Source organism: Rhizobium sp. T1470 (genome assembly GCF_042140505.1).
GTDB lineage: Bacteria > Pseudomonadota > Alphaproteobacteria > Rhizobiales > Rhizobiaceae > Rhizobium > Rhizobium favelukesii.
Map to the genome: position 1 here is coordinate 1,488,763 of NZ_CP148092.1, position 21,824 is coordinate 1,510,586.

Genomic DNA, 21,824 nt, shown 5'->3' on the forward strand with positions numbered 1-21,824 from the left:
CGGTTCAAGTTGGGTCCTTTTGCATGCCTTCAGATTTTTCGGCGCGCTCTTCGGGCCCATTTGGCAGCCAGATCGTCGACGGCTTTGTTGAGTTGGCTGAGGTTGGCATTGCCAGGATCGTAATCGCTGCCGCCCCACCATTCGACGAGTTCGGCATGTCGCTCGTGTGCCGGATCGACAAGCGCCTCGCGGAACTCCTGATACCCCCATGGGCCACCGACGTCCTCGGGTGGGCAGTGTCCTGCCGCTTCGAGGAGCATCGGGCCTTCCGTGCCGATTGCCGGGAAGGTGCGCTCGATCTTGATGCTGTGCGTCCAGCCGTCGCCAAAGTCGTAAAGGTATTTGAACGATTTCGCGCCGGTGTCCTGGACTGCCGACAGCAGCGAGACTTTGCGAGCGTCGATGGGACCATCCCCCCATTCCTCGTCAGGCAATCCAAAACCGACGTCACGCATGCGGAATTCATAAAGATGGCTGTTGGTCCAGCCCATCGCCGCCTGCAACACCTCGTGCAGCCGACTGAGCCTGATACGGAATGGCACGACAACACGCCGCATCACCATTGGATCGACTTGATCGAGGGTGACCTTCAGGCGGACGACGGAGGCAGCCATCTTCAGGCCGCCAGCATATGAGCTGTCGCCGACGCACTTTTCCAGTTCCATGGAAGCAGTTCGTGCAGGCGAGAGGCGGGAAGATCAGCGATGCGGGCCAGGACGTCGGCGAGCCAGGCTTTCGGGTCGATGTCGTTGAGGCGGCAGGTCGTAATGAGCGTCAGCATGACGGCGGCACGATCGGCCCCGCGCGGGGAACCGGCGAAGGTCCAATTCCGCCTTCCCAATGCAATACCTCTCAGCGCGCGCTCGGCGGCATTATTCGTGAGACAAACTCTTCCGTCTTCGAGGAAGCGGGCAAAACCATCCCAACGTTTCAGCATGTAGTCCATGGCTTTGATGAGGTCGGAGGATCTGCTGAGCGCGGCACGTTCGCGTTTCAGCCACTCGTGCATGTCGTCGAACAGAGGCTTGCTCTTTTCCTGCCGCACGGCCAGTCGTTCTGCTGCACTCAAGCCGTTGATCTGTCGTTCGATTTCAAACAGGGCGTCAAATCGTTTGACCGCCTCCAGCGCGATCGGGGAGATCGGCCTGCCGTTGCGTTTGCTATCGCGGGCGCTTTTCTCGATATCGGCCAGCTCAAAGAATTTCCGCCGCGCATGGGCATGGCAAAAAGCAAACGTGATCGGCACTTCTTTCTTTTCGGCAACCGATATCGGTTCGAACCCGTTGTAACAATCCGTCTGTAGAATGCCGCCATATCCGGCCAGATGTTTTTGCGGATGCTCGCCCCGACGGTCGCTTGAAGCATAGTAGATCGCCGCCGGCGCGGCCCCGCCGCCATAGGGCCTATCATCACACACGTAGGTCCATATGCGCCCGGTCGTGCATTTGCTTTTGGCCCGGATGGGAATGGTGGTGTCGTCGCCAAAAAGCCGCTCAGCCGCAAAGACATGCTTCTCGATCAGATCAACAACCGGCATGAGAGCGGATGTTCCAAAACCAACCTGATCGGCTAGCGTCGAAGTCGAAAGATCGATCCCTTCGCATTTGAACCGGGTGCTCTGGCGGTTGAGCGGGCTGTGCATGCCGAACTTGTCAAACAGGATCGTCGTCAGGAGATGAGGGCCGATAAAGCCGCGCGGCGTGGCATGGAAAGGCGCTGGCGGCTGGCTGATCGCCTCACAATCACGGCAAGAGAACTTTTCCCGCACTGTTTCGATCACTTTGAACCGGCGCGGGATCTCTTCCAGCGTTTCGGTGACGTCCTCACCCAGTTTAGACAGGCGCGAGCCACCGCAGCATACACAATTGATCGGAGGATCGATCACCACGCGCTCGCGCTCGATATCCTCCGGCCAGGGCTTTCGCACCGGCCGTTTGCGCACAAACGGACGCACGGACGAGGTCCGGGCGGCGGCAGCCTGCGCTGCAATCTCATCTTCCGTAGCTGCCGTGACCAGTTCCTCAAGCTGCAATTCCAACTGGTCGATCAGGCGCGCCGTGCGCTCGCTGCTCTGACCGCGCAGTTCGCGCTTGAGCTTGTCGATCCTCAATTCAAGACTGGCGATCAGGGCGTCGCGGTCGGACAGCAGGGCTTGCGCATTAGCAGCTTCGGCAACCGCCACATCACGTTCAGCCTGCAATACCTCGCGCTCGGCCAGCAGCGCCATATAGGCGCCGGCAAGGTCCGCAGGAAGATCGTCAGGCTTCACAGTCATGAAGTCATTCGATCAGATTCTCACTGTATTTTCAATGGAATAATGCTATCCAACCCTCGTTGGACGCCATGTTTCCTGCGGATGGCGCCAGTCTATGCCAGACAGGAGATAGCTGAGCTGTGCAGGTGATATTGCAACCGCACCACCTTCGGCAGAAGGCCATATGAACTTCCCGCGTTCCAATCTTTTTGTGAACAAGCAACTGCCCTGGCCGTCATGCCAAACCAATTTTATCAGGTCACCGCGCCGGCCCCTGAAGCAAAACAAATGACCGCCGAGCGGGTCATGCTTCAAGACCTCCTGCACCCGAAGCGCCAGAGAGGGAAAGCCACAGCGCATGTCCGTATACCCCGTCGAAAGCCAGACTTTGACCCCTGTTCCCATCGGAAACGGGTTCATCGCAATGTCTCCAGTCCTCGGACAATCCGCAGCAGAGCCTCAACGTCGACATCGCGGTCCACGATCACACGGCGGCCGTTCGCGCTCAGCACCTCCATAAGGCCACTTTGTGCCATAAGGCCACTTTGTGCCATCGAAGGCTTGGTCGCAGCGACCGGGATGCCTGGCTCCGGAACCAACAGGGCAGGAATAAACCCCTCAATGCCACGGCCACTGCCAAGCCGTCCCTCACGTGCTGCCTTACGCCAATCGTTCAACTGAAAGCGCGTGATGCCATGTCGCCGTGCCGTTGCCGTGACCTGCTGGGGAGCGGAATAACTCTCCGCAACGATCGCAAGTTTGGCCTCGTTACTGAAACGGCGACGCCGCCCACTGTCGACAATCTCCATCCGGCTGACTTGCGGCCGGCCCTCTATCGTTACGTCCATCGCTATTACACCGTCTATATTGACGTCCATATAGACAGATCATCCAATTCCGCTCACTTCTCAGCAAGGCGGCCTCCCCCGGATGCATACGCAAGAGCACTTAAAATCTCTCAAGCGGCCCTGCCGGGAACGATGGCCGACCCCTGTACGATACGCCCCCGTCGGAGCGTACGAAAGCAATAACCCCATGTGAGACATACCCGGAAAAGAGCATAGTGATCGGGCAAGCAGTGGGTCTGCCTCACAATCCCGCAAGGCTCTGATTTAGCTCAATTCAACGTCGCTCGCAATTTTGCAAACATGCCGATCGCGACCATCTAGAGGAAATGCAAGATCTCACGTTCGAAGAATGCAGCGCCATTCTACTGACAGGTTGCATCGACTACGCGATGGCGGCCAAGCGGACGCCGGAGATTTTCGGCACCTTCATCCTGTGGTTTGCCGCCACCAACGCGAAAGACAGTGGTACGTTTTTTTCCCAGGAGGCGCGCAAACTCTTCCCCGGTCTTAGTGAGATGAGTCGATCGGAGCAGATTATAGCTGCCCGAAGATTCGTTTTGAAGCCATCTCGCGGGGACGTGCTGAACGATTACAGGAATGAATTGACCGATAACTGGCGCTGGACCGAATTGCGGACTTTGGCGCAGGGACTGAGGACTGAATGATGGTTTCAGCCCTTTCGGAAATGTTTCAGGGGCTTCGGTGAGTTATCATACTTGAACCCAACTGCCTCCCAGTCGCGCCAGCTCATCGAAATATCTCTGGTCCATTTGAAATCAATCTCCTTGGCAAGCGACCAAGTCAACGAAGCCTCGTCTTGCTCGTAATAGCCGAGGGGCAGTTCTTCGCCACCATACTCTAGCCTGAACGGCACCCTCAGTTTCGAACTATTCGAGGGAACGAAGGTCTCCTGCCATTCCCAACTGTTTTTCTGAATGACCGACCTGATTTCGATGCGTTGAACGGCCTGCAGTTCGTCAGCCAGCCCGTCGGTCGTTACTGGGTTCACGTTTTTGGTGAACTCCTTGAAGGTCATCCACCATCGTTTATCGAGCAGCTTCTCTTTCGCGCACAGCTCTTCGAGGCTTCTGCCGCTCCTCACGTAGAACTGCATATCTGGGAATATGATATCGTCCCCGGAAAGCCTCGGCGGTGCGGCCATCTGCCCTAGGATGTAGTACTGGGCAGGGAAGATTTTCTCGTTGTTTCGATATCCGCCGTCCCACAAGTTCCAACGGCTTTTGACCGGGAGCCTCCAGTTAGCAGAGGCTGCAGTGCTTTTGATTTCGATCGTGGTGCCCCAGTGGACCTGGAGATCGTAGACATCGCCTCCCGGCTGAGTGGCATAATATTTCTCGAACAGGGTCTCGAAATGCGATGCTTTAGGGACTTGGTTAGTCATCATTTCGAGACGCGGGGCGAAAATGTATTCGGCGTTGTCGCGAATGTGCTGGATGACGATGTACTCGACTAAGCCGCCTCGAATGAACGGGGAGCCAATCTCTGAATATGCCCATTGTTGAAAAGCATCAAACGTACGGTTTGTGCCGTGGTCGCCAATAAAAATCTTAGCCAATTGGTTTTTCCCGTCTCACAGACTGGTGGTGTCAGTCAAAATAGGCCCGCCCAGATAGTTCGGCAGCCGAGTACTACTGCTATCGCCTTCAGACGCTAATTTTGCCTTACCTCCAGGCGGGGAGGGCTCGCGGCATTCTCGCTGGAAGATTGCCGCGCTGCCGCATTAGTGTTCGACGATATCCATGTCGGCGAAGCTGGACCCGTGGGTCTCCTGGGTTATCAAGCTGTGACCAGTAAGCGGGCCGCCGTATTGCTGGAGCAAGCCGCCTTCGGAGAACTTGCCGAGGTCGATCACCGCAAAGCCGAACCGCTCCATGAGTTGGACGACGATCGGCTTTGCCGCTTGCACATCCCCGGAGATGAAGAGTGTTCGACGCCCGTAGCCACGCCCGTCGTCCGCGTCCCGCGCGAGGATGCGGGCGAGGACGTGGTTGAAGCCCTTAACGACCGAAGCGCCGGGAGCGTGTTGGGCTACGATCGCGGAAGAAGAGGTGCCGCTCAGGTCGGCAGGGCCGAACGTCTTGGGGTCAATCGCATTGGTCGCGTCGACGATGACGCGTCCATTCCAGTTAGAGCCACCGTTAAGGACCTCGGCAGCCGCGCTATAGGGCACGGCGAGGATAACGACATCCGCCTCGAGGGCGGACGTCAGGTCGGATGGGACGATCGCCGGTCCCAGCTTGTCGGCGAGCGGCTTGAGGGAGTCCGCACCTCGAGTGTTGGCGACAGACACCGAAATGTTCGCCTTCGCGAAATGCTTGGCGATCGCAGAGCCGATCGCACCTGAACCGATGATCGAGTATTTCATTAGATCTTAGGCCTTGATGAACGCGAGGACGTCGGCGTTGAACGTATCAGGGTCCACCTGAGCGAGACCGTGCGATCCGCCCTTGTAAACCTTGAACTCGGCGTTCTTCACGATCTTGGCGGTCTTCTCGCCGGCGGCGGCGATCGGAACGATCTGGTCGTCGTCACCATGGATTACGAGGGTCGGCTTGTCGATCTTCTTGAGGTCGGCGGTGTAGTCGACTTCCGAGAACTCACGGATGCAGTCGTATTCACCCTTGATGCCGCCCTGCATACCCATTGCCCAGAAGGACCCGCGCAGGCCTTCCTTCACGGTCGCGCCTTCCCGATTGAAGCCGTAGAAGGGAACCGACAGGTCCTTGAAGAACTGCGCACGGTTGCTGGCGGTGCCCTTGCGAATGTCATTGAAGACTTCGATCGGCGTACCTTCCGGATTGCTCTCGGCCTTGAGCATCAGCGGCGGCACAGCCGCAAGGAGAACGACCTTGGCGACGCGCTTAGAGCCATGGCGGCCGATGTAGTGCGCGACTTCGCCGCCACCCGTCGAGTGACCGATCATGATGAGGTCCTTGAGATCGAGCTTCTCGATCAGTTCTGCGAGGTCATCCGCATACTGGTCCATGTTGTTGCCGTCCCAGGGCTGGTCCGAAGCGCCGTGGCCGCGGCGGTCATGGGCAATGACGCGGAAGCCGTTCATGCCAAAGAACAGCATCTGGGCATCCCAAGCGTCGCCGGCGAGCGGCCAGCCGTGCGAGAACAGAATCGGCTGACCCTTGCCCCAGTCCTTGTAGGCGATCTTCGTGCCGTCCTTGGTCGTGATAAAGCTCATGTGTTTGCTTCCTTTTTTGGCGGGCGTCTTGGCTGCCTGTGCAGCGGCGGGAATTGCAAGCGATGCGGCGACCGCCGCTCCGGCGAGGAGGGCGTCCCGGCGAGAAATCTCGATGTCGAGCGTCATGATGGAATCTTGTGTTCGAGGTGCGGAGACGGCTTCGAGAAGGCGTCCTGTTCACGAATATCCGCCACCGATCGGATGGGGAATCCTACCGCGGTTTTAGTGACCTATACCTGAGTATGATGCGGGTCGGTGGCGTTCCTAGACAAGCGGACTGCCGACTTGGAAACTGGCCCGATGATTACAGGGCCGATTTAGTGCTGAATTACTGAAATAATTCCGGGTGAGCCTTGCAATACTCCAACACAGTTTCCAGCCATTTGTCGTACCAGACCCAGTGGGCTTTGTAGTCGCCGACGCAGCCGTACCCTTTGGCGGGATTTTTCGCGTCGAGGTCTGCCATCAGCTTTGTGTGAGCGCCCGGCCCAAACCTTGGATATCCAGCGGCATGGACCTTATCCAAAATCTCCTGTCGAATGTAGCGAGCGCGATTTACCTCCTTGAAAACAACCTCAATTTTATCCGCTAAGTCCGATCCCGGTGGAACCGTTACAACCGCCTGATCGGCACCCGCCGCCTTCCTGGCGGCGATCGGGACGAACGCAACTTTCAGACGAAAACTGGGGTCCTTCACCTGGTCGTCGGTGAGATCGTGTTCGAAGGCAGAGATGAACGACGATATGTGGGTCGGTAGGCCTGAGGCTCTTTTCAACGCAGATCGTTGCTCCATCCCGAACGATACGAACTGAAGGGCTATGGGCAGCCTCTTCTCTAGACCGAACTGATGACCAAAATGCTCTTTCAGCGCCGTGTTGAAGTTGAGGCAGCAAGCTTGGAGTTCAGCGCCAACTGCGTCGTCTATTCGGCTGGTCGATTGGTGTTCGATCTCGTTTCGCAAGCCGATAAGGAAATGCAGGTTGGTTTTCATTCCTTCGGGAAGGGGACACTTGCCAGTGTCGATACACTGCGTCAGGTCCCAGTATCTTTCCTGCCCGTGGGTTGTTCTCTTATCCTTATAAACATACGAGATGCCGTGCCGCCTGTAGTAGCTGTGAAGAAGGTAGGTCCACGAAATGATAGCGGACACGATGAAAAGTTCCGCTCTGAAGGTAAGGCCCGCGCTATTAAAGATATGCACGGCCGCGATCATTGCCTCACGGGCCTTGATTAGTAGCTCGTCGCCTCGAACGCTGAGTCCCGTTTCGTGGTCGACGTCTGGCCACCGCGTGAGGAACTCAGCTAGCTCTTCATCATCGGCTGCTTTGACCGCCTTGTGCTTACAACCCGATCGAATTTCGGCAATCAGCCTGTGATTGACCGTCCTGGTGGGACGAGTGAAATAGGCCAGGATGTCCTGATCATTATAGTCTTTCCTGCGCAGCATCGCTTTGACCAGTGGCACTTCCCACTTGTCGAGGGTGTTGCCGGCCCGTCGCGTCACCCGTCTTCGTTCTCGTCCTTCAGAAAAGATGGGCTCGAGAGGGTAGTGCGCTTCTATCGTTTCCGCCACCGCAACCGCTGCGCCTGAAAAAAGATCGTTATTATCGTCCGGCATTTCGTCACCCCCGCCACGGGATAATAGCAATGAGCCCGCGCTTTGCGACATTCGGTTGTGGGTAAGGTTAAGACTCGTCAGATACCGCTGGCCGATCCAGACCCACTGAAGTCACCCCATGCAAGGCAACGTGAACTGGAATACAGACCCGGTCCCGCGGTCCGATTTTGCGGAAATCGATCCTCCGTGGGCTTTAATAATGGTGCGGGCCACGGACAGACCGATGCCCATGCCATCGCCCTTCGTGGTGTAAAACGGGTCGAACAGGCAGTCAGCCGAAGCTGTCTCGAACCCGGGGCCATTATCACGGACCTGGATCGTGACCGAGCCTTCAGAATGCCCCGTAGATACCCGGATCAACCTTCGTCCGCTTTGCTCTCGCATCGCTTGAGCGGCGTTGACGATTAGGTTGATTAGAACTTGCTGAACCTGAATGGGATCGGCAGTGAGGCAAACGGACGAGGGGAGTGCTTCTACGATAAGCTCGCACTCTAAGCTCGACGTCTCCCGGTGGACCAACTTTTCGACGTCGGCGAGCAGAGCGTGAAGTTCGCAGTCGACCCGCTTGGGTTCGCCCTTCTTGGCTAGCGATCGCGTCCGCTCGATGATCTGGGCGGCTCGCTCCGCCTCGGCGATCACCCGCCTGAGCGCTGCCGTCGCTTCCTCTAGATCTGGGACGTCGCGATTGAGCCATCGCAGCGCCGCGTTGCCGTTGGTCATCACCGCTCCCAAAGGCTGATTTACCTCGTGGGCGATTGAGGCAGTCAGCTGACCTAGGGTCGAAACACGTGACGAATGTGCGAGTTCGGCCTCGAGCCGGGCCAGTCTTCGATCTTGGGCATTCCGGTATGAGATGTCGACCGTCCCCAGCGTCAACGTGTTGCAGAAGCCATCCTTTCGCGGGAAGCTCGCGGATATCAAGACTTCTACCGGCTGCCCGTCGAGGGTGTTCAAGACCGTCTCGTTCTCGAAGTTCGACTCGCCCTTGAGATAGGCGACCAAATTGGCGGCGACGACCTTTTCAGCTCCCGCAGGCACAAACCGCCCGAGCTTGAGGCCCTCCATGTCGCTGTCCTGGACGCCGAATAGCTGGCGGGCCTTCTTATTCATGTTGAGGACGGGCACGTTGTCGACAGCCTGCCTCATGAACGTGGGATGGTCATAAAGATGTTGGATCGGATCATGCCAACCGCTGGAAGCGATCGCTTCAAGCGCCTTTCTCACGCCACGGAAATCCAGTTCCCAATAACCAACCGCGGAAGCTCCGAACATGCTTTCGAACATGTATTGCTGGTCGTCCATGTCGAAGACGAAGGCGTAGAAGCCTGTTATCTTCCCGTCGTGAATATTCGGCACATAGCGCACCGACGCGGAATGTTGGCTGCCGTCGCCATGCGGAATGTCGGCAAGAAAGGTGACTTGCTCCCCGGTCGCTAAACTCGACCAATGCTCGGCTTTCTTGGCTGCCACCTCGGCCCCGAAAAGTTCTTCGACGCTGCGGCCGATCTGGCTAAACGGTTCGCGACCAAACCAGGCGCGATGGAACCCGTTGGCATATCGGCATACGAAGTCGGTATCGAAAAACGAAATCAGTGCCGGAACGCGGTCGGAAATAGCGGGATCGTGATTGTCCATGGGAAGCAACATTCGTTGACTGAATTGCGAGCTATATCTAAGAATATCCGACATGCAAACACACGCTTCCACACCGGCACAAACCGTCTTTGTCGTAGACGATGATGACGGAATGAGGGACGGACTCGACAATCTCGTCAGGTCGGTCGGCTACCGCACGAAACACTTCGTAAGCGCGCCGGCTTTCCTCGACTCCGGTCAGTACAACGACCCAGGATGCCTCCTGCTGGATGTGCGATTGCCAGGGATGAGCGGCCTCGAATTCCAGGAGCTGCTCGCTGAACGCGGTGTACGGATGCCAATTGTCTTCATGACCGGACATGGCGACATTCCGATGACCGTGCGGACGATGAAGGCGGGCGCGGTCGATTTCCTGACGAAGCCGTTTCGGGAACAGGACATGCTCGATGCTCTGGAGTCCGCGTTAAAAAAGGATCGGAAGATTCGAGCCGAACTCGATCAGATCGCCGATGCGCGTAACCGCTATGACAGCCTCACGAGCCGAGAGCAGGAGGTGCTCAGGCTCGTTGTGCAGGGACAAATGAATAAGCAAATCGCTTTCGAGCTGGGTCTCAGCGAAATTACCGTTAAAATCCATCGAGGCAACGCCATCCGCAAGATGGGAACGACCTCCATTCCACAGCTCGTTCGAGCGGTCGAATCTCTGGGAGCAAGCGAGTCAACCGCCGGTTCTCATCCTCAGGTATAATTCACTATTTCGTGTTTCGGCCGTATTGGTCGGCGAATGTCGCCTTTGGGAGGGCTTGTTAGTGACATCGCCGCTCGTCTGTATCATCGATGACGACGCTGGAATGCGGACGTCGCTGGACGGGCTCATCCGCAGTCTCGGCTACCGTTCCATGTGTTTCGCCTGCGCCGAGGATTTCCTTGAATCTGCGGCGATTGAGGAAAGCGCCTGCATCGTCGCCGACGTGCAGATGCGCGAAATCAGCGGGGTGGAACTATGTTGGATGGTCCAGGAGCGGTATCGGAATCAGAATGGCGTTCCTGTAATCCTAATCTCGGCATTCTGCGACGACAGGATGCGGGCAGGGGCTAAAGCAGCCGGCGCTATTGTACTCCTTCGCAAGCCCTTCGACGGGGATGAACTTGTGGGGTTCATCGAGCAGGCAATCCTAGTCGGTCACACAAGGCATTCTTGACGCGTTTGCAACCGGTGTCTCTATTTATACACCGATATCGATTCCCACCGAGATAGAAGATGGCCCTCAGACCCAAAGCGAACACAGTCGGCATTCCGCGCGTCGAAGCGCTCGCTGGTCGCACATCCTTCCACCTCGGAGACCATGACGGGAACATTATATTCGGCGATGGGGAATTCCAATTCGACACGCGTTGGGAATATCTGGAGTCCGAACGGGTCAGGGTCTACAACGACGGGGACAACATTGTCGGCGTAGCGGTGGGTTCCGGGGACACGTCCTACGATTTGAAAAGCCTTGGGCCGACTGATCTCGGCAAACTGAACTTCACCTCTCGTACCCGTGAAGCCCGACGAGGCCAGCTCGTGGTTTACGAAAACCAGGATGGCCACTACCTGGCCGTGATCGTCCGTAACATAAGATCGGTCCGTGATCAGGAGCGGGTCGCAACGGTCGAATACGTGGTAGTGGAAAACAATAAGCGAGGCGATGGCCTCTATTCTATCGACGAACCTCTGCCCGACATTTTCTTTGAGGACAAGGACGAGGACGAAGACGAAGAAGTCCTCACGACCGAAAGCGGCGAGGCCATCACCGACAATCATGGGAACCCGCTAACTGTCTCCGTCCGGCGGAGCGAGTTTTCCGATTGGATTGACGAAGCGGTGTTCTCGCCGTTTGAGCCCGATGAGATACGCGGCGCGGCTATCAGGGCTCGTCTTCGATTGAACGCACTCGTTACCGGATATTCCGAGAGAGAACGGCGCGCCGGGCTCGGGCACAACAATCCGCCTCCTGAATTCCTGATCCTGGAGGACGAGCGGCAGAACTTGCTGACGTCCCTCGATATGCTTGTGGAGCTTCACCCTGGAGATCGCCTCGATCGTTTAGAGGCCGCTCCCGGCATCAGAGACGTTCTCATCAAGACTGCGGGTCAGATCGCTCGTTGGACAGCCGGCAAGCTTGACGCGGCGGCGGGCGGCTTCGCCGACGAGATCGGCAAGTACGCTGCCAAAGGGGCGGTGGTCGTCGCGGGCTGGTATATCCTTGGTGGCGACCTGATGCGCCTTGCCGAGATGATCACGAAGGCGCTCGGATAGGCTTTGCAGAGAGTGCTGTATCGGTACTGAGGATGCGCTATCACTTAAAGTGAAGTCGTTGACGCCCGTGCTGTGGCCGGTCAATCATCGTCACATCGCACGAGGATTCGCCGAGATGGGCTCTGATCAGGGCAGCGCAATAGCACCCCAACTAACGGACCCGCGCCCAAAGCTCCACAATTGGCTGATTGAGCACCGTGAGTACGAGCGGCAGGAGCAGAGACGTGGAAGACGGCATGCATATGAATCTGTCGACGCCCGCCGAACGGCTCTAATCGTGATCGACATGGTCCCGTTTTTCGTCGAGGAAAGCGGCTACTGTCGAGGGATACTGCCGAACATAGTCCGTCTCGCAGATGCCCTTCGGGCCGCTGGTGGCACCGTAGCGTGGGTTGTTCCCGGCTCCGATCAACCCCACCCCGACGTCACACGGAGTTCTTTGGCGACGAGATAGCTGAAGTATTCAGGAACTCAGGTGGCGAGGGCCCGATATCGGGGAGGGTGTGGGCTGGCCTATCACCACAAGCTGAAGACCTTTATTTCGAGAAGTCCACCTATAGCGCGTTCTTCCCTGGCTCGTCTGAACTGCCATCAGTTCTTCGCTCCCGCGGCATCGACACCATTTTCATCACCGCAACATTGACGAACATCTGCTGCGAATCCTCAGCCCGAGACGCAAATGCCAGCGGATTCCGGGTCATCTTCATAGCTGACGGGACAGCTGCCAGGCGCGATCAGGACCACAACGCGGCCCTTCATAATATCTATCGGACCTTTGGCGATGTGCGACCGACAAACGAAGCCATCGCCCTTCTGTGCTCTGGTCAGGCCTAAGGTAACCATTCGCCCAACAAGCCTGATCTCAAAGCAGCGAAAATTTGCCCGACCGCGCACCGCGCCACTGCCGCTCGCCAGACCAGTTCGACCTCCATCAATTGACCACTGGCTCCATGCCAAACTGTGCTCTAGTCCATACTCAACGACGAAGGGCGGCTTGCGCCGCCCTTATTTACCACTAGGCCAGTAAATCACGCGGCCCCAGATGCAACGGGTTCGGAGGCAACCGTCGCGACCGCTTTTGGCTTCCACCGCGACCGCAACAGCACAAAGAACACGGGCGTCAGGAAGAGACCGAAGATCGTAACCCCGAGCATCCCGAAGAAGACCGCGGTGCCCAACGACTGCCTCATCTCGGCACCTGGTCCCGTCGCGATCATCAGAGGCAGAACCCCGAAGATGAAAGCAAATGCGGTCATCAGGATTGGCCGCAAACGAAGCCGAGTTGCTTCCTCGGCGGCCTCGACCGCTGACTTGCCCGCTTCCTGGGCTTGGCGAGCGAATTCCACGATCAGGATCGCGTTCTTCGCAGCCAGGCCAATCAGCACGATAAGACCGATCTGCGTCAGGATATTGTTATCCAGGCCCCGGAACTGCACGCCGAGTAGGGCGGCGAGGATGGCTAGCGGAACGATCAGAATGATCGCCAAGGGCAGGGTCCAGCTTTCATACTGGGCCGCGAGCGCGAGGAACACGAACACCACCGACAGGGCGAAGATGTAGATCGCCGTGTTTCCGGTGTTGGCCTCCTGGTAGGCGAGTTCCGTCCATTCGAAGTTAGTTCCCGCCGGCAGCATGTCCTTTGCCAGAGTTTCCATCTTGGCGAGGGCCTCACCCGTCGATACGCCAGGTCCCGGATTTCCCTGCACAGGTACGGAAACATACATGTTGTAGTGCTGCACCAGGGTGGTGCCATTGGTGTCCTGGATATTGACGATAGTCCCAAGGGGAACCAGAGCGCCCGTAGCGGAACGGACCTTGAGACCGAGAATGTCATCGCGGTCCATACGGTATTGCTGATCGGCCTGGGCCCGAACTTGGTAGACGCGACCAAAAGCATTGAAGTCGTTGACGTACGAGGTGCCGAGGTTGATCGACAGGGTGTCGAAGATGTTCGGGATCGGAACGTTCAGCATCCGCGCCTTCTCGCGGTCGATCTCGAGGAAGTACTGCGGGCTATTGGCGGAGAACGTCGTGAAGACGCCGGTCAAGCCCTCGGTCTGATTTGCCTTACCCATCAGCTGGTAGGCAAGTCCGAGAACCCGGCGCATATCCGATGTTTCGCGGTCGACGAGCTGCATCTTGAAGCCGCCGCCGTTGCCGATACCGCGAACGGACGGGGGCGGGATCGCGATGATGAAGGCTTCCTGGATTGACTGTAGCTTTCCATACATCTCGCCGATGATGCCATTGGCGGTCTGATGCTTTTCAAGCCGCTCGTCGAACCCGTCAAACGTGGCGAAGATGACGCCCGCGTTCGATGCGTTCGTAAAGGTGGCACCATTAAAGCCAGCGAAGGCGACGGTATGCGCGACACCCGGCACTGCCTTGATGATCGTGGTAGCCTTCTCCATCGCCGCGTCGGTTCTCTCCAACGAGGCTCCGTCCGGCAACTGGACAACGATGATGGCGTACCCCTGATCGCCGGCCGGAATGAAGCCGCGTGGCACCGTAGTTCCCATGTAGTACGTAGCACCCAGCAGGCCGACGAATACCAAGAGGGCTGCGCAGAGTGCTGCCACGGTTTGAACCATATGCCTGACGACCCATGAGTAGCCGTGGCTGAGGCGGTCGAACCCGTTGTTAAAGCCGTCGGCGAGCCGACCGAAGAAGCGCGAAAGCACGTTACGGCGCGCATGAGCGTGGTCATGCGGCTTGAGCAGGATAGCGGCCAGAGCAGGGGACAGCGTCAACGAGTTGAGCGCAGAGATCGCTGTAGCGACCGAGATAGTCACGGCGAACTGTCTGTAGAATTGCCCCGAGATGCCTGGGATAAACGCCGTTGGCACAAAGACTGCGATCAAGACCAGAGAGATGGCGATGACCGCGGTCCCGACTTCGTCCATTGTTACGTGCGCTGCCTCGCGCGGTGTCTTACCTGCCGCCAAGTTGCGCTCGACGTTCTCGACAACGACGATGGCGTCATCGACCACGATACCGATCGCTAGCACCAGTCCGAATAGCGTCAGCATGTTCAGCGAGAAGCCGAACGCCAGGAGGAATGCGAAGGTGCCGACCAGGGAGACAGGGATCGCGATGATCGGAATGAGAGCCGTGCGCCAGGACTGCAGGAACACGATAACGACGATGGCGACGAGGATGGCTGCTTCGATGATGGTCCTGTAGACCTCTTCAATAGAAGCAGAGATGAACTCGGTGGGATTATAGACGATTTGATACTCGAGACCGGGAGGGAAATCCTTGGCGGCTGTCGCCATTGTAGCCCTGATCTGGTCCGCTGCTTCGAGGGCGTTGGTGCCAGGTCTCGCGAACACTGCGATCGCGACTGCCGACTTGCCATCAAGGTAACTGTTGGTGACGTAGTCCTTAGCTCCCAGCTCGATACGAGCAACGTCCTGCAACTGCACAAGGCGGCCCTGATCGGTCGATTTCACGATGACGTAGCGAAACTGTCGCGCATCAGAGAAACGTCCCTGGGTGGTGACAGTGTACTGGAATGCGTTTGCGCCGGCCGTCGGAGGCGCACCGATGGAGCCACCGGAGACCTGCACGTTCTGATCGCGCAAAGCCTGCACGACATCGGATGCTGTCATGCCGAAACCAGAGAGCTTCTCGGGGTCCAGCCAGATGCGGAGCGAATACTCGCGCTCGCCGAAGAGAAGGACGTCGCCGACCCCATCGAGGCGCACCAGACTGTCTCGGATGCGGTTCCGGGCGTAGTTGGAGACGTAGAGCTGGTCATACCTGGCATTCGGCGAGAGCAGATGGACGACCATCATGATGTCCGGCGAACTCTTGGCGGTCGTGATGCCGATGCGGCGCACGTCCTCCGGCAAGCGCGGCTCGGCGATGGCGACGCGGTTTTGGACAAGGACTTGGGCCTTGTCGAGGTCGGTACCGAGCTTGAAGGTCACGGTCAGCGTCATCTGTCCGTCGGCCGTTGAGTACGAAGACATATAGAGCATGTCTTCCACCCCATTGATCTCCTGCTCGATCGGGGTCGCCACGGTGTTGGCGATCGTTTCTGAGTCAGCGCCGGGGTACGACGTCCGGATGACGATCGTTGGCGGAGCGATCTCTGGATATTGTGAGACGGGTAGCTGGAAATAGGCAATGCCGCCAATGATGAGCAGTAGGATTGATACGACCGATGCGAAGATCGGTCGATTGATAAAGAAGTGAGCAAACCTCATTGGCCGACCTCCGCCGCGGCGGGCGCGGGTGCATCGGTACGTTCAGGAGGGAGCTGCGTGATCTGCGGAGTCACCTTGCTGCCCGGGCGGGCGCGCATGAGGCCGTTGACGATAATCGCCTCGTCGCCGATCAGACCTTCGCGGATGGCTCTATAGCCGAAGAGGCGTGGACCGGGCCGGACAGGCTTGGTCGTCACTGTACCGTCTTCGCCGACGACATATACAACACGCTGGTTCTGGTCCGACCCGATCGCTTCATCTGGAATGAGTACGGCCCGGTAGCTGTTCGAGGCCTCGATCTGGGCGCGACCGAAGAGGCCTGGCTGCAGCACAAACTTGGGATTGGGGAAGCGGGCACGAACCCTCATCGTACCTGTTTCATTATCGACCCGGTTTTCCGCGAAATCGAGCTTACCTACAAACGGCTTTGCGGCCGCGTCGGCGATCGACACCTTGACGTCGAGCCCGCCGCCGCCTTCCTGAAGGTCGGCACCTTTGGCGCGGGCCGTGTCGGCAAAATTCAGCAGGCGGCGCTCGTCGACGTCGAAATAGAAATCGATCGGGTCCATAGACACGATCGTGGTCAGGACTGATTGGTCGGCTTGGACGAGATTGCCCGCGGAAACCAGCCGCCGGTCGATGCGACCGCTGATGGGAGCGGTGATCTGGGTGTAATCGAGGTCCAACGCGGCGCGGTCCGCGGCTGCCTGTGCGCCTCGTACGTTGGCCTGGGCCGAGACCCATTCGCGACGGCGGTCGTCAAGCGTCGAGACCGACTGGCTACCGCTCTGCGCCAGCGACTCCGCCCGCTTGAACTGTGCCTCCGCGAATGTGAGCGTTGACTTGGCAACCTCCAGCGCAGCATTCGCCTCGTTCTGCGCCGTAATGAATGGACGCTGGTCGATTGCAAAAAGCACGTCGCCCTTGTGTACGATGGAACCGTCTTTGAAGCGAACCTCGTCGAGGTAGCCGCCGACCCTGGCGCGGACGGAAACCTGATCAACTGCTTCGAACCTGCCGATAAACTCGTCGTTGTCCACGACCTCGCGGACGACGGGCTTGGCAACGGTGACTGGCGGCGGTGCCTGTTCCTGCGCCACGGCTACCGACAAGCTGCAGCTCAACGCGAAGAACAACGCGAAACCTATTCCGTGTTTTGCAGGGATTGGGACGTGCCCTATCCAATTGTCGTGAGGTGTCTGCCCAAGGGACGGGATCATCCGAGTTCTCCGAGATTATAAACGGTCCCGGAAACTGACTAAATTAATCGCGAACAGGAATCCTACGCGGGTCTTACGCAACCATACCCGAGTATACTTGCGTCCCGCGCCAAGACCTGCTCCGATTCCGCGCTTAGGGATTCCCAGTAGAAGGTCGGTGGTTGGCGATGGTAAATGCTTGGTCAGTGGAATGGCCTGAGGGACTGACGCCGGAGGGCGAGGCTTGGTCCCACGCGATCAAGCCTCTCAAGTCTGCCAGTCAGGATATTCTCGTAACCAACGAAATGCCGTTCGGCCGCTGGCATCCAACGCGTCACATGTTCAATGCCGACCGGGCGAGGGAGTGGGCGAACCTCCATGAAAAAGCCCTCGACGCCCTGGCGCGCTTGCCCGTCCGGGCCGTGATTTCGTCCCGTCCCGTTCTTTCGGGTTCCAGGCTGGTGAACGAAGCTTTCGCGCTGGTGGATGGGCGGTACGAATTCCTTCATCAGAAACATTACTTTCCGGCGGAGAACGGATGGCAAGAGCAGGCTTGGTTCGAAACCGAGCGCGAAGGCTTCGAGGTTGCCGACGTGGCCGGGGTATCTGTCGGCGTCTTGCTGTGTACCGAGCTGATGTTCACCGAAAAAGCGCGTTGGCTCGGTAAGCTTGGTGCAGACCTGATCGCGGTTCCCCGGGCAACGGGGACCGATCACCGCTACTGGCGAACCGCGGCAACCATGGCCGCGATCGTCAGCGGTTCCTACGTTGTAAGCTCAAATCGCATCGGCCAACATGATGCAGCATCCCCACGTTTCGGCGGCGGCGGCATCATTGTCGATAGCGATGGCAACGAAATCGGGATGACTACCCGGGAGGTCCCGGCAATCCGTGTTGATCTCGACAAAACTCTGTCCAGTGCGTCGAAGGCGCGGTACCCGGTATACGTTCGCACCACCGAAACCGATGCCCCTGGATCACGAAAGACGAGCCCCGCCGTCCAGATGGAGCACCTCGCAGTTGATCCAACCATTGGTTAGAAGAAGCATAGTAGCTGAAGCGGCATCCGAGGGCGCGCCCAAGCGTCCGAGCAACGACGCCTTCTTCATAGACGCCACGACCTCGTCGCGCTTAGCTCCAAAAGACTTGTCCATCAGCGGCGTTTCGACTGAGCCCGGTGCCAGCACGTTCACTCTCACGGGGGCAAGCTCGAGCGCCAATCCTCGTGCGAGTGCCTCCATTGCCGCCGAAGCCGCAGCGAGCACGGCCGTGCCGCCAGCCGTCGGACGATCGGCCAAACGTCCCGAGATCAATGTGATCGATCCGTCGATCTCGAGGCGCGATCCGAGCGCTTTGATGGCTTCCACGGTCGACCACAGCCGCTCGTCGAAAGCTTTTTGCAAATGATTGACATCGGCTTCCAACACCTTCCCGGCAACCACGGTTCCCGCGAACATGATGAGATGGTTGACGGACGGAATGTCGCTCAAGGCTTGGGCGATCGTGCCTTCTTTGGTTACGTCTGTCGCTCTCCAGCCATCGAACGAGTATTCGCTAGCTACTGTTTTAGCGCGCTCCTCGTTGGAACCGATGACGATGACAGCCGCGCCAGCTGCCTTGGCCTGGGCCGCGGTAGCAAGTCCTATTCCGGACGTCCCGCCAAAGACGACGACGGTTTGTCCTCCGAGGTCGTAAATCGGGAAGAAGTTTTGGGGTGCAGTTTCCACAAACATGTGACGCATTCCTCTATCTCAGTGACTGCTCACAAAGTACAGCGTCGTCCCTTCCTTGATAATTTGGTTCGCCATCCGGATATTTGTGCCGTGACGTCACTAATCGCTACGGCCGTGTGGAAGTACTGAAATGGTGGTGAACGCTTCCGTGCAGGTTCGAAATCGCATCTTCAAGTGGCTGATGGAAGATGCCTGGCAAGAACGGTTCACCGACAACCTTTTCGTACAGCTTTGTGACCGCTTACTTGAAGCCGGCATCCCCGTAGAACGCGGGACGATGCATTTCCGTCTGCAGCATCCTCAGTGGCTGGGCGCACGGGTGCTGTGGAAACCCGGGATGAAGGAAGCGGTCATCAACCGCTTCGACCACGGGATCGACAGCGCTCCCCAGTACCTGATGAGCCCCGCGAACGAAATCTTCAATGGCGTCGAAGAAGTCATCATGAAGCTCGTCCCCGGGGACGATCACGCTTACGAAGTCTACCAGACACTTACCGCGGAAGGCTTTACCGAATATCTAGCTTGGCCACTGAAACACACCCTCGGGAAACGCCACATGGTCAGCTTCGCCACTAAAAATCCTGGTGGCTTCGATAAGCGGGACGTTCGTTATCTCAAGAAGTTGGTGGCTCCCTTGGCCATGCTGAGCGAGGTGAGGACTAAGAACGTTCTCGCACGCACGCTATTACAGACGTACGTGGGCCCGCGGGCGGCCGAGCAGATACTCGCAGGCTCGATAACGCGCGGAAGCGGGGCAACCATCGAAGCCGCAATCATGGTTTGCGACCTCAGGGACTTTTCGACACTCTCAAATCTCTGGCCCCGCGATGACGTGATCGAGATGCTGAACGCCTACTTCGACGTACTATGCAGGCCGGTCGAACAACATGGTGGCGAAATCCTCAAATTCATGGGGGATGGAATGCTCGCCATCTTCCCACTCACAAGCCCTGACGCCCGGAAAAACCTGATCGCTGCTGTGCGGGAGTCCGCTCGCGGCATGGCTTTGTTGAACCGAGGCAATCAGGCCGCCGGGCGACCCGTTCTTCGCTATGGGGTAGGGGTTCATCTGGGCGATGTCATGTACGGCAACATTGGCTCCGAGCACAGGCTGGATTTTACAGTCATCGGACCCGCCGTCAACCTGGCTGCACGGCTCGAGTCGCTTACGAAGAAAACTAGCCATCCCGTACTTATCTCAGCCGAATTCGTAAATTCGATCGACGGGTCGGATGGTTCTTTTAGGTCGATTGGCAAACATGAGCTGCGGGGACAGGACCAACCGCTCGAAGTCTTTGCCCTTAGTGGAACTGAGGACCCCCAGACATGATCGAAGGCACGGGATACATCACAGCGCTGCTCAGCGAACCGATTCCCCAGTTCGCTATTTTGGTGTTGTTAAGAATGCTCGCCAGTGTTCTGACGGGCGAGAGCGGCTCCGGCAAGCTCGCCGCCAACCTCTTGTTCTTCGCGGCCCTTACTGCGCTCCTGCTCTATCACCGCATCCCGCCCTATCTCCCGGACGTGTCGCCGGACAGCGTCTCCGACCGGATCGCCTCGGGTATCCTCAAGGCGATCTGGTGGGTGGGAGGCGCAATGATGCTTGCCAGCCTCGTCCGGACCTTCCTGATTTTCGAGCGCAAGCCAAAGGAAGGTCGACTTCTTCAAGACCTGGTTGTCGGCCTGATCTATGTAGGCGCGGCGCTCAGTGTGGTCGCCTACGTGTTCAGTCTGCCGGTCGGGACGATCATCGCGACATCCGGTGCGTTCGCGATTATCCTCGGTCTCGCCCTGCAGAGCACGCTGAACGACGTCTTCTCTGGCATCGCCCTGAACTTGGGTCGCCCGCTTTCCGTCGGCGACTGGATTGTCATCGACGATACCACGCAGGGCCGTGTGGTCGAGACGAACTGGCGATCTACGGAACTGCTTAGTGGAACCAATGACCTCGTAGTCGTCCCGAACAGCGTTCTGGCTAAAAGCCGGATCACGAACATCAGCGGACCGGACAAATCACACGGCGCGACCCTCGTCGTCCGGCTTCATCCGAGCAAGCCGCCCGCGATCATCCTGGAAGCTATGGAGCGGGTACTCCTCAGCAGCAATTTGACTATGAAGACTCCGGCCCCTTCCGCCAACATAATAGCGATGGATCGCTCATCCCTGGAGATCGAGCTGTCCTTCAGGGTGTCGGACCTGGGCCGGGTGTCTGCGGCACGCAACGAGTTATACGACCTGGTTTTCCGTCATGTCGAAGCGGCAGGGTTACAACTCGCCGATGCCTCCGGGTCGGTGAACGTGGTCCAGATGTCAGAGTCCACGGATGGCAGTGCCAAGCGGCAGACGTCGTCCCGACGCCTGATGGACGCCATCCAGCTATTCTCCGCCCTGACAGCCGAGGAAAAGGACGATCTCGTCGGTACGATGAACCGGCTCACATATAAGAAAAACGATGTCGTGGCCCACAGGGGAACTGCACTTACATCGCTAATGATACTTCGAAGCGGAGTGATGGCCATCGAGGAGTTGGACGAAGGCCGCGTCTCTGAGCTTGAGCGCCTCGCGCCTGGAGACATCTTCGGTGAGCGAGGTGTTTTGATGGGAGCCCTAGAACCAGGGGACATTCGAGCCCTTACGCCTTCCGTTGTCTATGAGATTCCCAAACAGCGTTTCGCTGACATCATGCGGGAGCGGCCGGCGATGGCCGACGAACTTGCTGCTCTTCTATCTGCTCGGACGAAAGCCGAAGAGCAGCTTCACGACGCCAATCGCTTCTCGACCACGCAGCAGACCAACTCGTTGTCTGCGAAGATCAGGAATCTGTTTCACTTGTGACGATGACCTCCACC

General features: G+C 58.0%; 20 protein-coding genes. 8 read left to right on the top strand and 12 right to left on the bottom strand.

Annotation, left to right across the window (positions count from 1 at the left end):
* Positions 1 to 29 precede the first annotated feature (29 nt).
* From WGT02_RS28425 to WGT02_RS28440, 4 genes are read right to left on the bottom strand one after another with little or no spacing between them, the layout of a single operon-like run.
* Positions 30 to 614 carry a plasmid pRiA4b ORF-3 family protein gene (locus WGT02_RS28425; RefSeq protein ID WP_208245634.1) on the bottom strand — a complete coding sequence of 195 codons (585 nt, stop codon included), beginning with the start codon at positions 612 to 614 and terminating at the stop codon, positions 30 to 32.
* 2 nt (positions 615 to 616) lie between these two features.
* Complete coding sequence (locus WGT02_RS28430; RefSeq protein WP_208245348.1) at positions 617 to 2,275, bottom strand: IS66 family transposase; 1,659 nt, start codon at positions 2,273 to 2,275, stop codon at positions 617 to 619.
* A gap of 45 nt (positions 2,276 to 2,320) precedes the next feature.
* Positions 2,321 to 2,674: an IS66 family insertion sequence element accessory protein TnpB gene (tnpB, locus tag WGT02_RS28435; RefSeq protein WP_208245196.1), complete on the bottom strand. Its 354-nt coding sequence runs from the start codon at positions 2,672 to 2,674 to the stop codon at positions 2,321 to 2,323.
* Positions 2,671 to 3,132 carry a transposase gene (locus WGT02_RS28440; RefSeq protein ID WP_375678551.1) on the bottom strand — a complete coding sequence of 154 codons (462 nt, stop codon included), beginning with the start codon at positions 3,130 to 3,132 and terminating at the stop codon, positions 2,671 to 2,673. The genes tnpB and WGT02_RS28440 overlap by 4 nt, the downstream gene beginning before the upstream one ends.
* 296 nt (positions 3,133 to 3,428) lie before the next feature.
* On the opposite strand from WGT02_RS28440, the gene WGT02_RS28445 reads away from it, so the two are divergent.
* Positions 3,429 to 3,767: a hypothetical protein gene (locus WGT02_RS28445; RefSeq protein WP_208247809.1), complete on the top strand. Its 339-nt coding sequence runs from the start codon at positions 3,429 to 3,431 to the stop codon at positions 3,765 to 3,767.
* 5 nt (positions 3,768 to 3,772) lie between these two features.
* Here WGT02_RS28445 and WGT02_RS28450 read toward each other — a convergent pair whose 3' ends face one another.
* From WGT02_RS28450 to WGT02_RS28470, 5 genes are all read right to left on the bottom strand, one after another.
* A complete protein-coding gene (locus WGT02_RS28450) occupies positions 3,773 to 4,678 on the bottom strand; it encodes a hypothetical protein (protein WP_208247811.1) in 906 nt (301 codons plus the stop codon).
* Positions 4,679 to 4,843: 165 nt separating this feature from the next.
* Complete coding sequence (locus tag WGT02_RS28455) at positions 4,844 to 5,488, bottom strand: NADPH-dependent F420 reductase (RefSeq protein WP_208247812.1); 645 nt, start codon at positions 5,486 to 5,488, stop codon at positions 4,844 to 4,846.
* Positions 5,489 to 5,494: 6 nt separating this feature from the next.
* Positions 5,495 to 6,316, bottom strand: a complete 822-nt coding sequence (locus WGT02_RS28460; protein ID WP_225040186.1) for an alpha/beta fold hydrolase — start codon at positions 6,314 to 6,316, stop codon at positions 5,495 to 5,497.
* A 328-nt stretch (positions 6,317 to 6,644) separates the two neighbouring features.
* A complete protein-coding gene (locus WGT02_RS28465; RefSeq protein WP_208247816.1) occupies positions 6,645 to 7,934 on the bottom strand; it encodes a DUF3644 domain-containing protein in 1,290 nt (429 codons plus the stop codon).
* Between the two features lie 111 nt (positions 7,935 to 8,045).
* On the bottom strand, positions 8,046 to 9,569 hold the full coding sequence (locus WGT02_RS28470) for an ATP-binding protein (protein ID WP_208247818.1): 1,524 nt from the start codon (positions 9,567 to 9,569) through the stop codon (positions 8,046 to 8,048).
* A 112-nt stretch (positions 9,570 to 9,681) separates the two neighbouring features.
* Here WGT02_RS28470 and WGT02_RS28475 point away from each other — a divergent pair, with 112 nt between their 5' ends.
* The 4 genes from WGT02_RS28475 (at position 9,682) to WGT02_RS28490 (ending at position 12,666) form a co-directional block, all read left to right on the top strand.
* On the top strand, positions 9,682 to 10,278 hold the full coding sequence (locus WGT02_RS28475; protein WP_341353381.1) for a response regulator transcription factor: 597 nt from the start codon (positions 9,682 to 9,684) through the stop codon (positions 10,276 to 10,278).
* A 61-nt stretch (positions 10,279 to 10,339) separates the two neighbouring features.
* A complete protein-coding gene (locus tag WGT02_RS28480) occupies positions 10,340 to 10,732 on the top strand; it encodes a response regulator transcription factor (RefSeq protein WP_208247821.1) in 393 nt (130 codons plus the stop codon).
* A gap of 59 nt (positions 10,733 to 10,791) precedes the next feature.
* The gene (locus WGT02_RS28485) at positions 10,792 to 11,832 is read left to right on the top strand and encodes a hypothetical protein (RefSeq protein WP_208247823.1); all 1,041 of its coding nucleotides are present in this window, start codon (positions 10,792 to 10,794) and stop codon (positions 11,830 to 11,832) included.
* A gap of 501 nt (positions 11,833 to 12,333) precedes the next feature.
* On the top strand, positions 12,334 to 12,666 hold the full coding sequence (locus WGT02_RS28490; protein WP_341353382.1) for an isochorismatase family cysteine hydrolase: 333 nt from the start codon (positions 12,334 to 12,336) through the stop codon (positions 12,664 to 12,666).
* 194 nt (positions 12,667 to 12,860) lie between these two features.
* Here the strand turns inward: WGT02_RS28490 and WGT02_RS28495 are convergent, their stop codons facing one another.
* Complete coding sequence (locus WGT02_RS28495) at positions 12,861 to 16,043, bottom strand: efflux RND transporter permease subunit (RefSeq protein WP_208247825.1); 3,183 nt, start codon at positions 16,041 to 16,043, stop codon at positions 12,861 to 12,863.
* Positions 16,040 to 17,263, bottom strand: a complete 1,224-nt coding sequence (locus WGT02_RS28500) for an efflux RND transporter periplasmic adaptor subunit (protein ID WP_208247827.1) — start codon at positions 17,261 to 17,263, stop codon at positions 16,040 to 16,042. The genes WGT02_RS28495 and WGT02_RS28500 overlap by 4 nt, the downstream gene beginning before the upstream one ends.
* 317 nt (positions 17,264 to 17,580) lie before the next feature.
* Between WGT02_RS28500 and WGT02_RS28505 the strand changes: the two genes are divergently transcribed.
* Positions 17,581 to 18,282, top strand: a complete 702-nt coding sequence (locus tag WGT02_RS28505; protein WP_208247829.1) for a carbon-nitrogen hydrolase family protein — start codon at positions 17,581 to 17,583, stop codon at positions 18,280 to 18,282.
* Here WGT02_RS28505 and WGT02_RS28510 read toward each other — a convergent pair.
* Complete coding sequence (locus WGT02_RS28510) at positions 18,220 to 18,975, bottom strand: SDR family oxidoreductase (RefSeq protein WP_208247832.1); 756 nt, start codon at positions 18,973 to 18,975, stop codon at positions 18,220 to 18,222. The two genes, WGT02_RS28505 and WGT02_RS28510, sit on opposite strands and share 63 nt — an antisense overlap.
* A gap of 130 nt (positions 18,976 to 19,105) precedes the next feature.
* On the opposite strand from WGT02_RS28510, the gene WGT02_RS28515 reads away from it, so the two are divergent.
* On the top strand, positions 19,106 to 20,305 hold the full coding sequence (locus WGT02_RS28515; RefSeq protein WP_208247834.1) for an adenylate/guanylate cyclase domain-containing protein: 1,200 nt from the start codon (positions 19,106 to 19,108) through the stop codon (positions 20,303 to 20,305).
* Positions 20,302 to 21,810, top strand: a complete 1,509-nt coding sequence (locus tag WGT02_RS28520; RefSeq protein WP_208247836.1) for a mechanosensitive ion channel family protein — start codon at positions 20,302 to 20,304, stop codon at positions 21,808 to 21,810. Before WGT02_RS28515 ends, WGT02_RS28520 begins: the two co-directional genes overlap by 4 nt.
* Positions 21,811 to 21,824 lie beyond the last annotated feature (14 nt).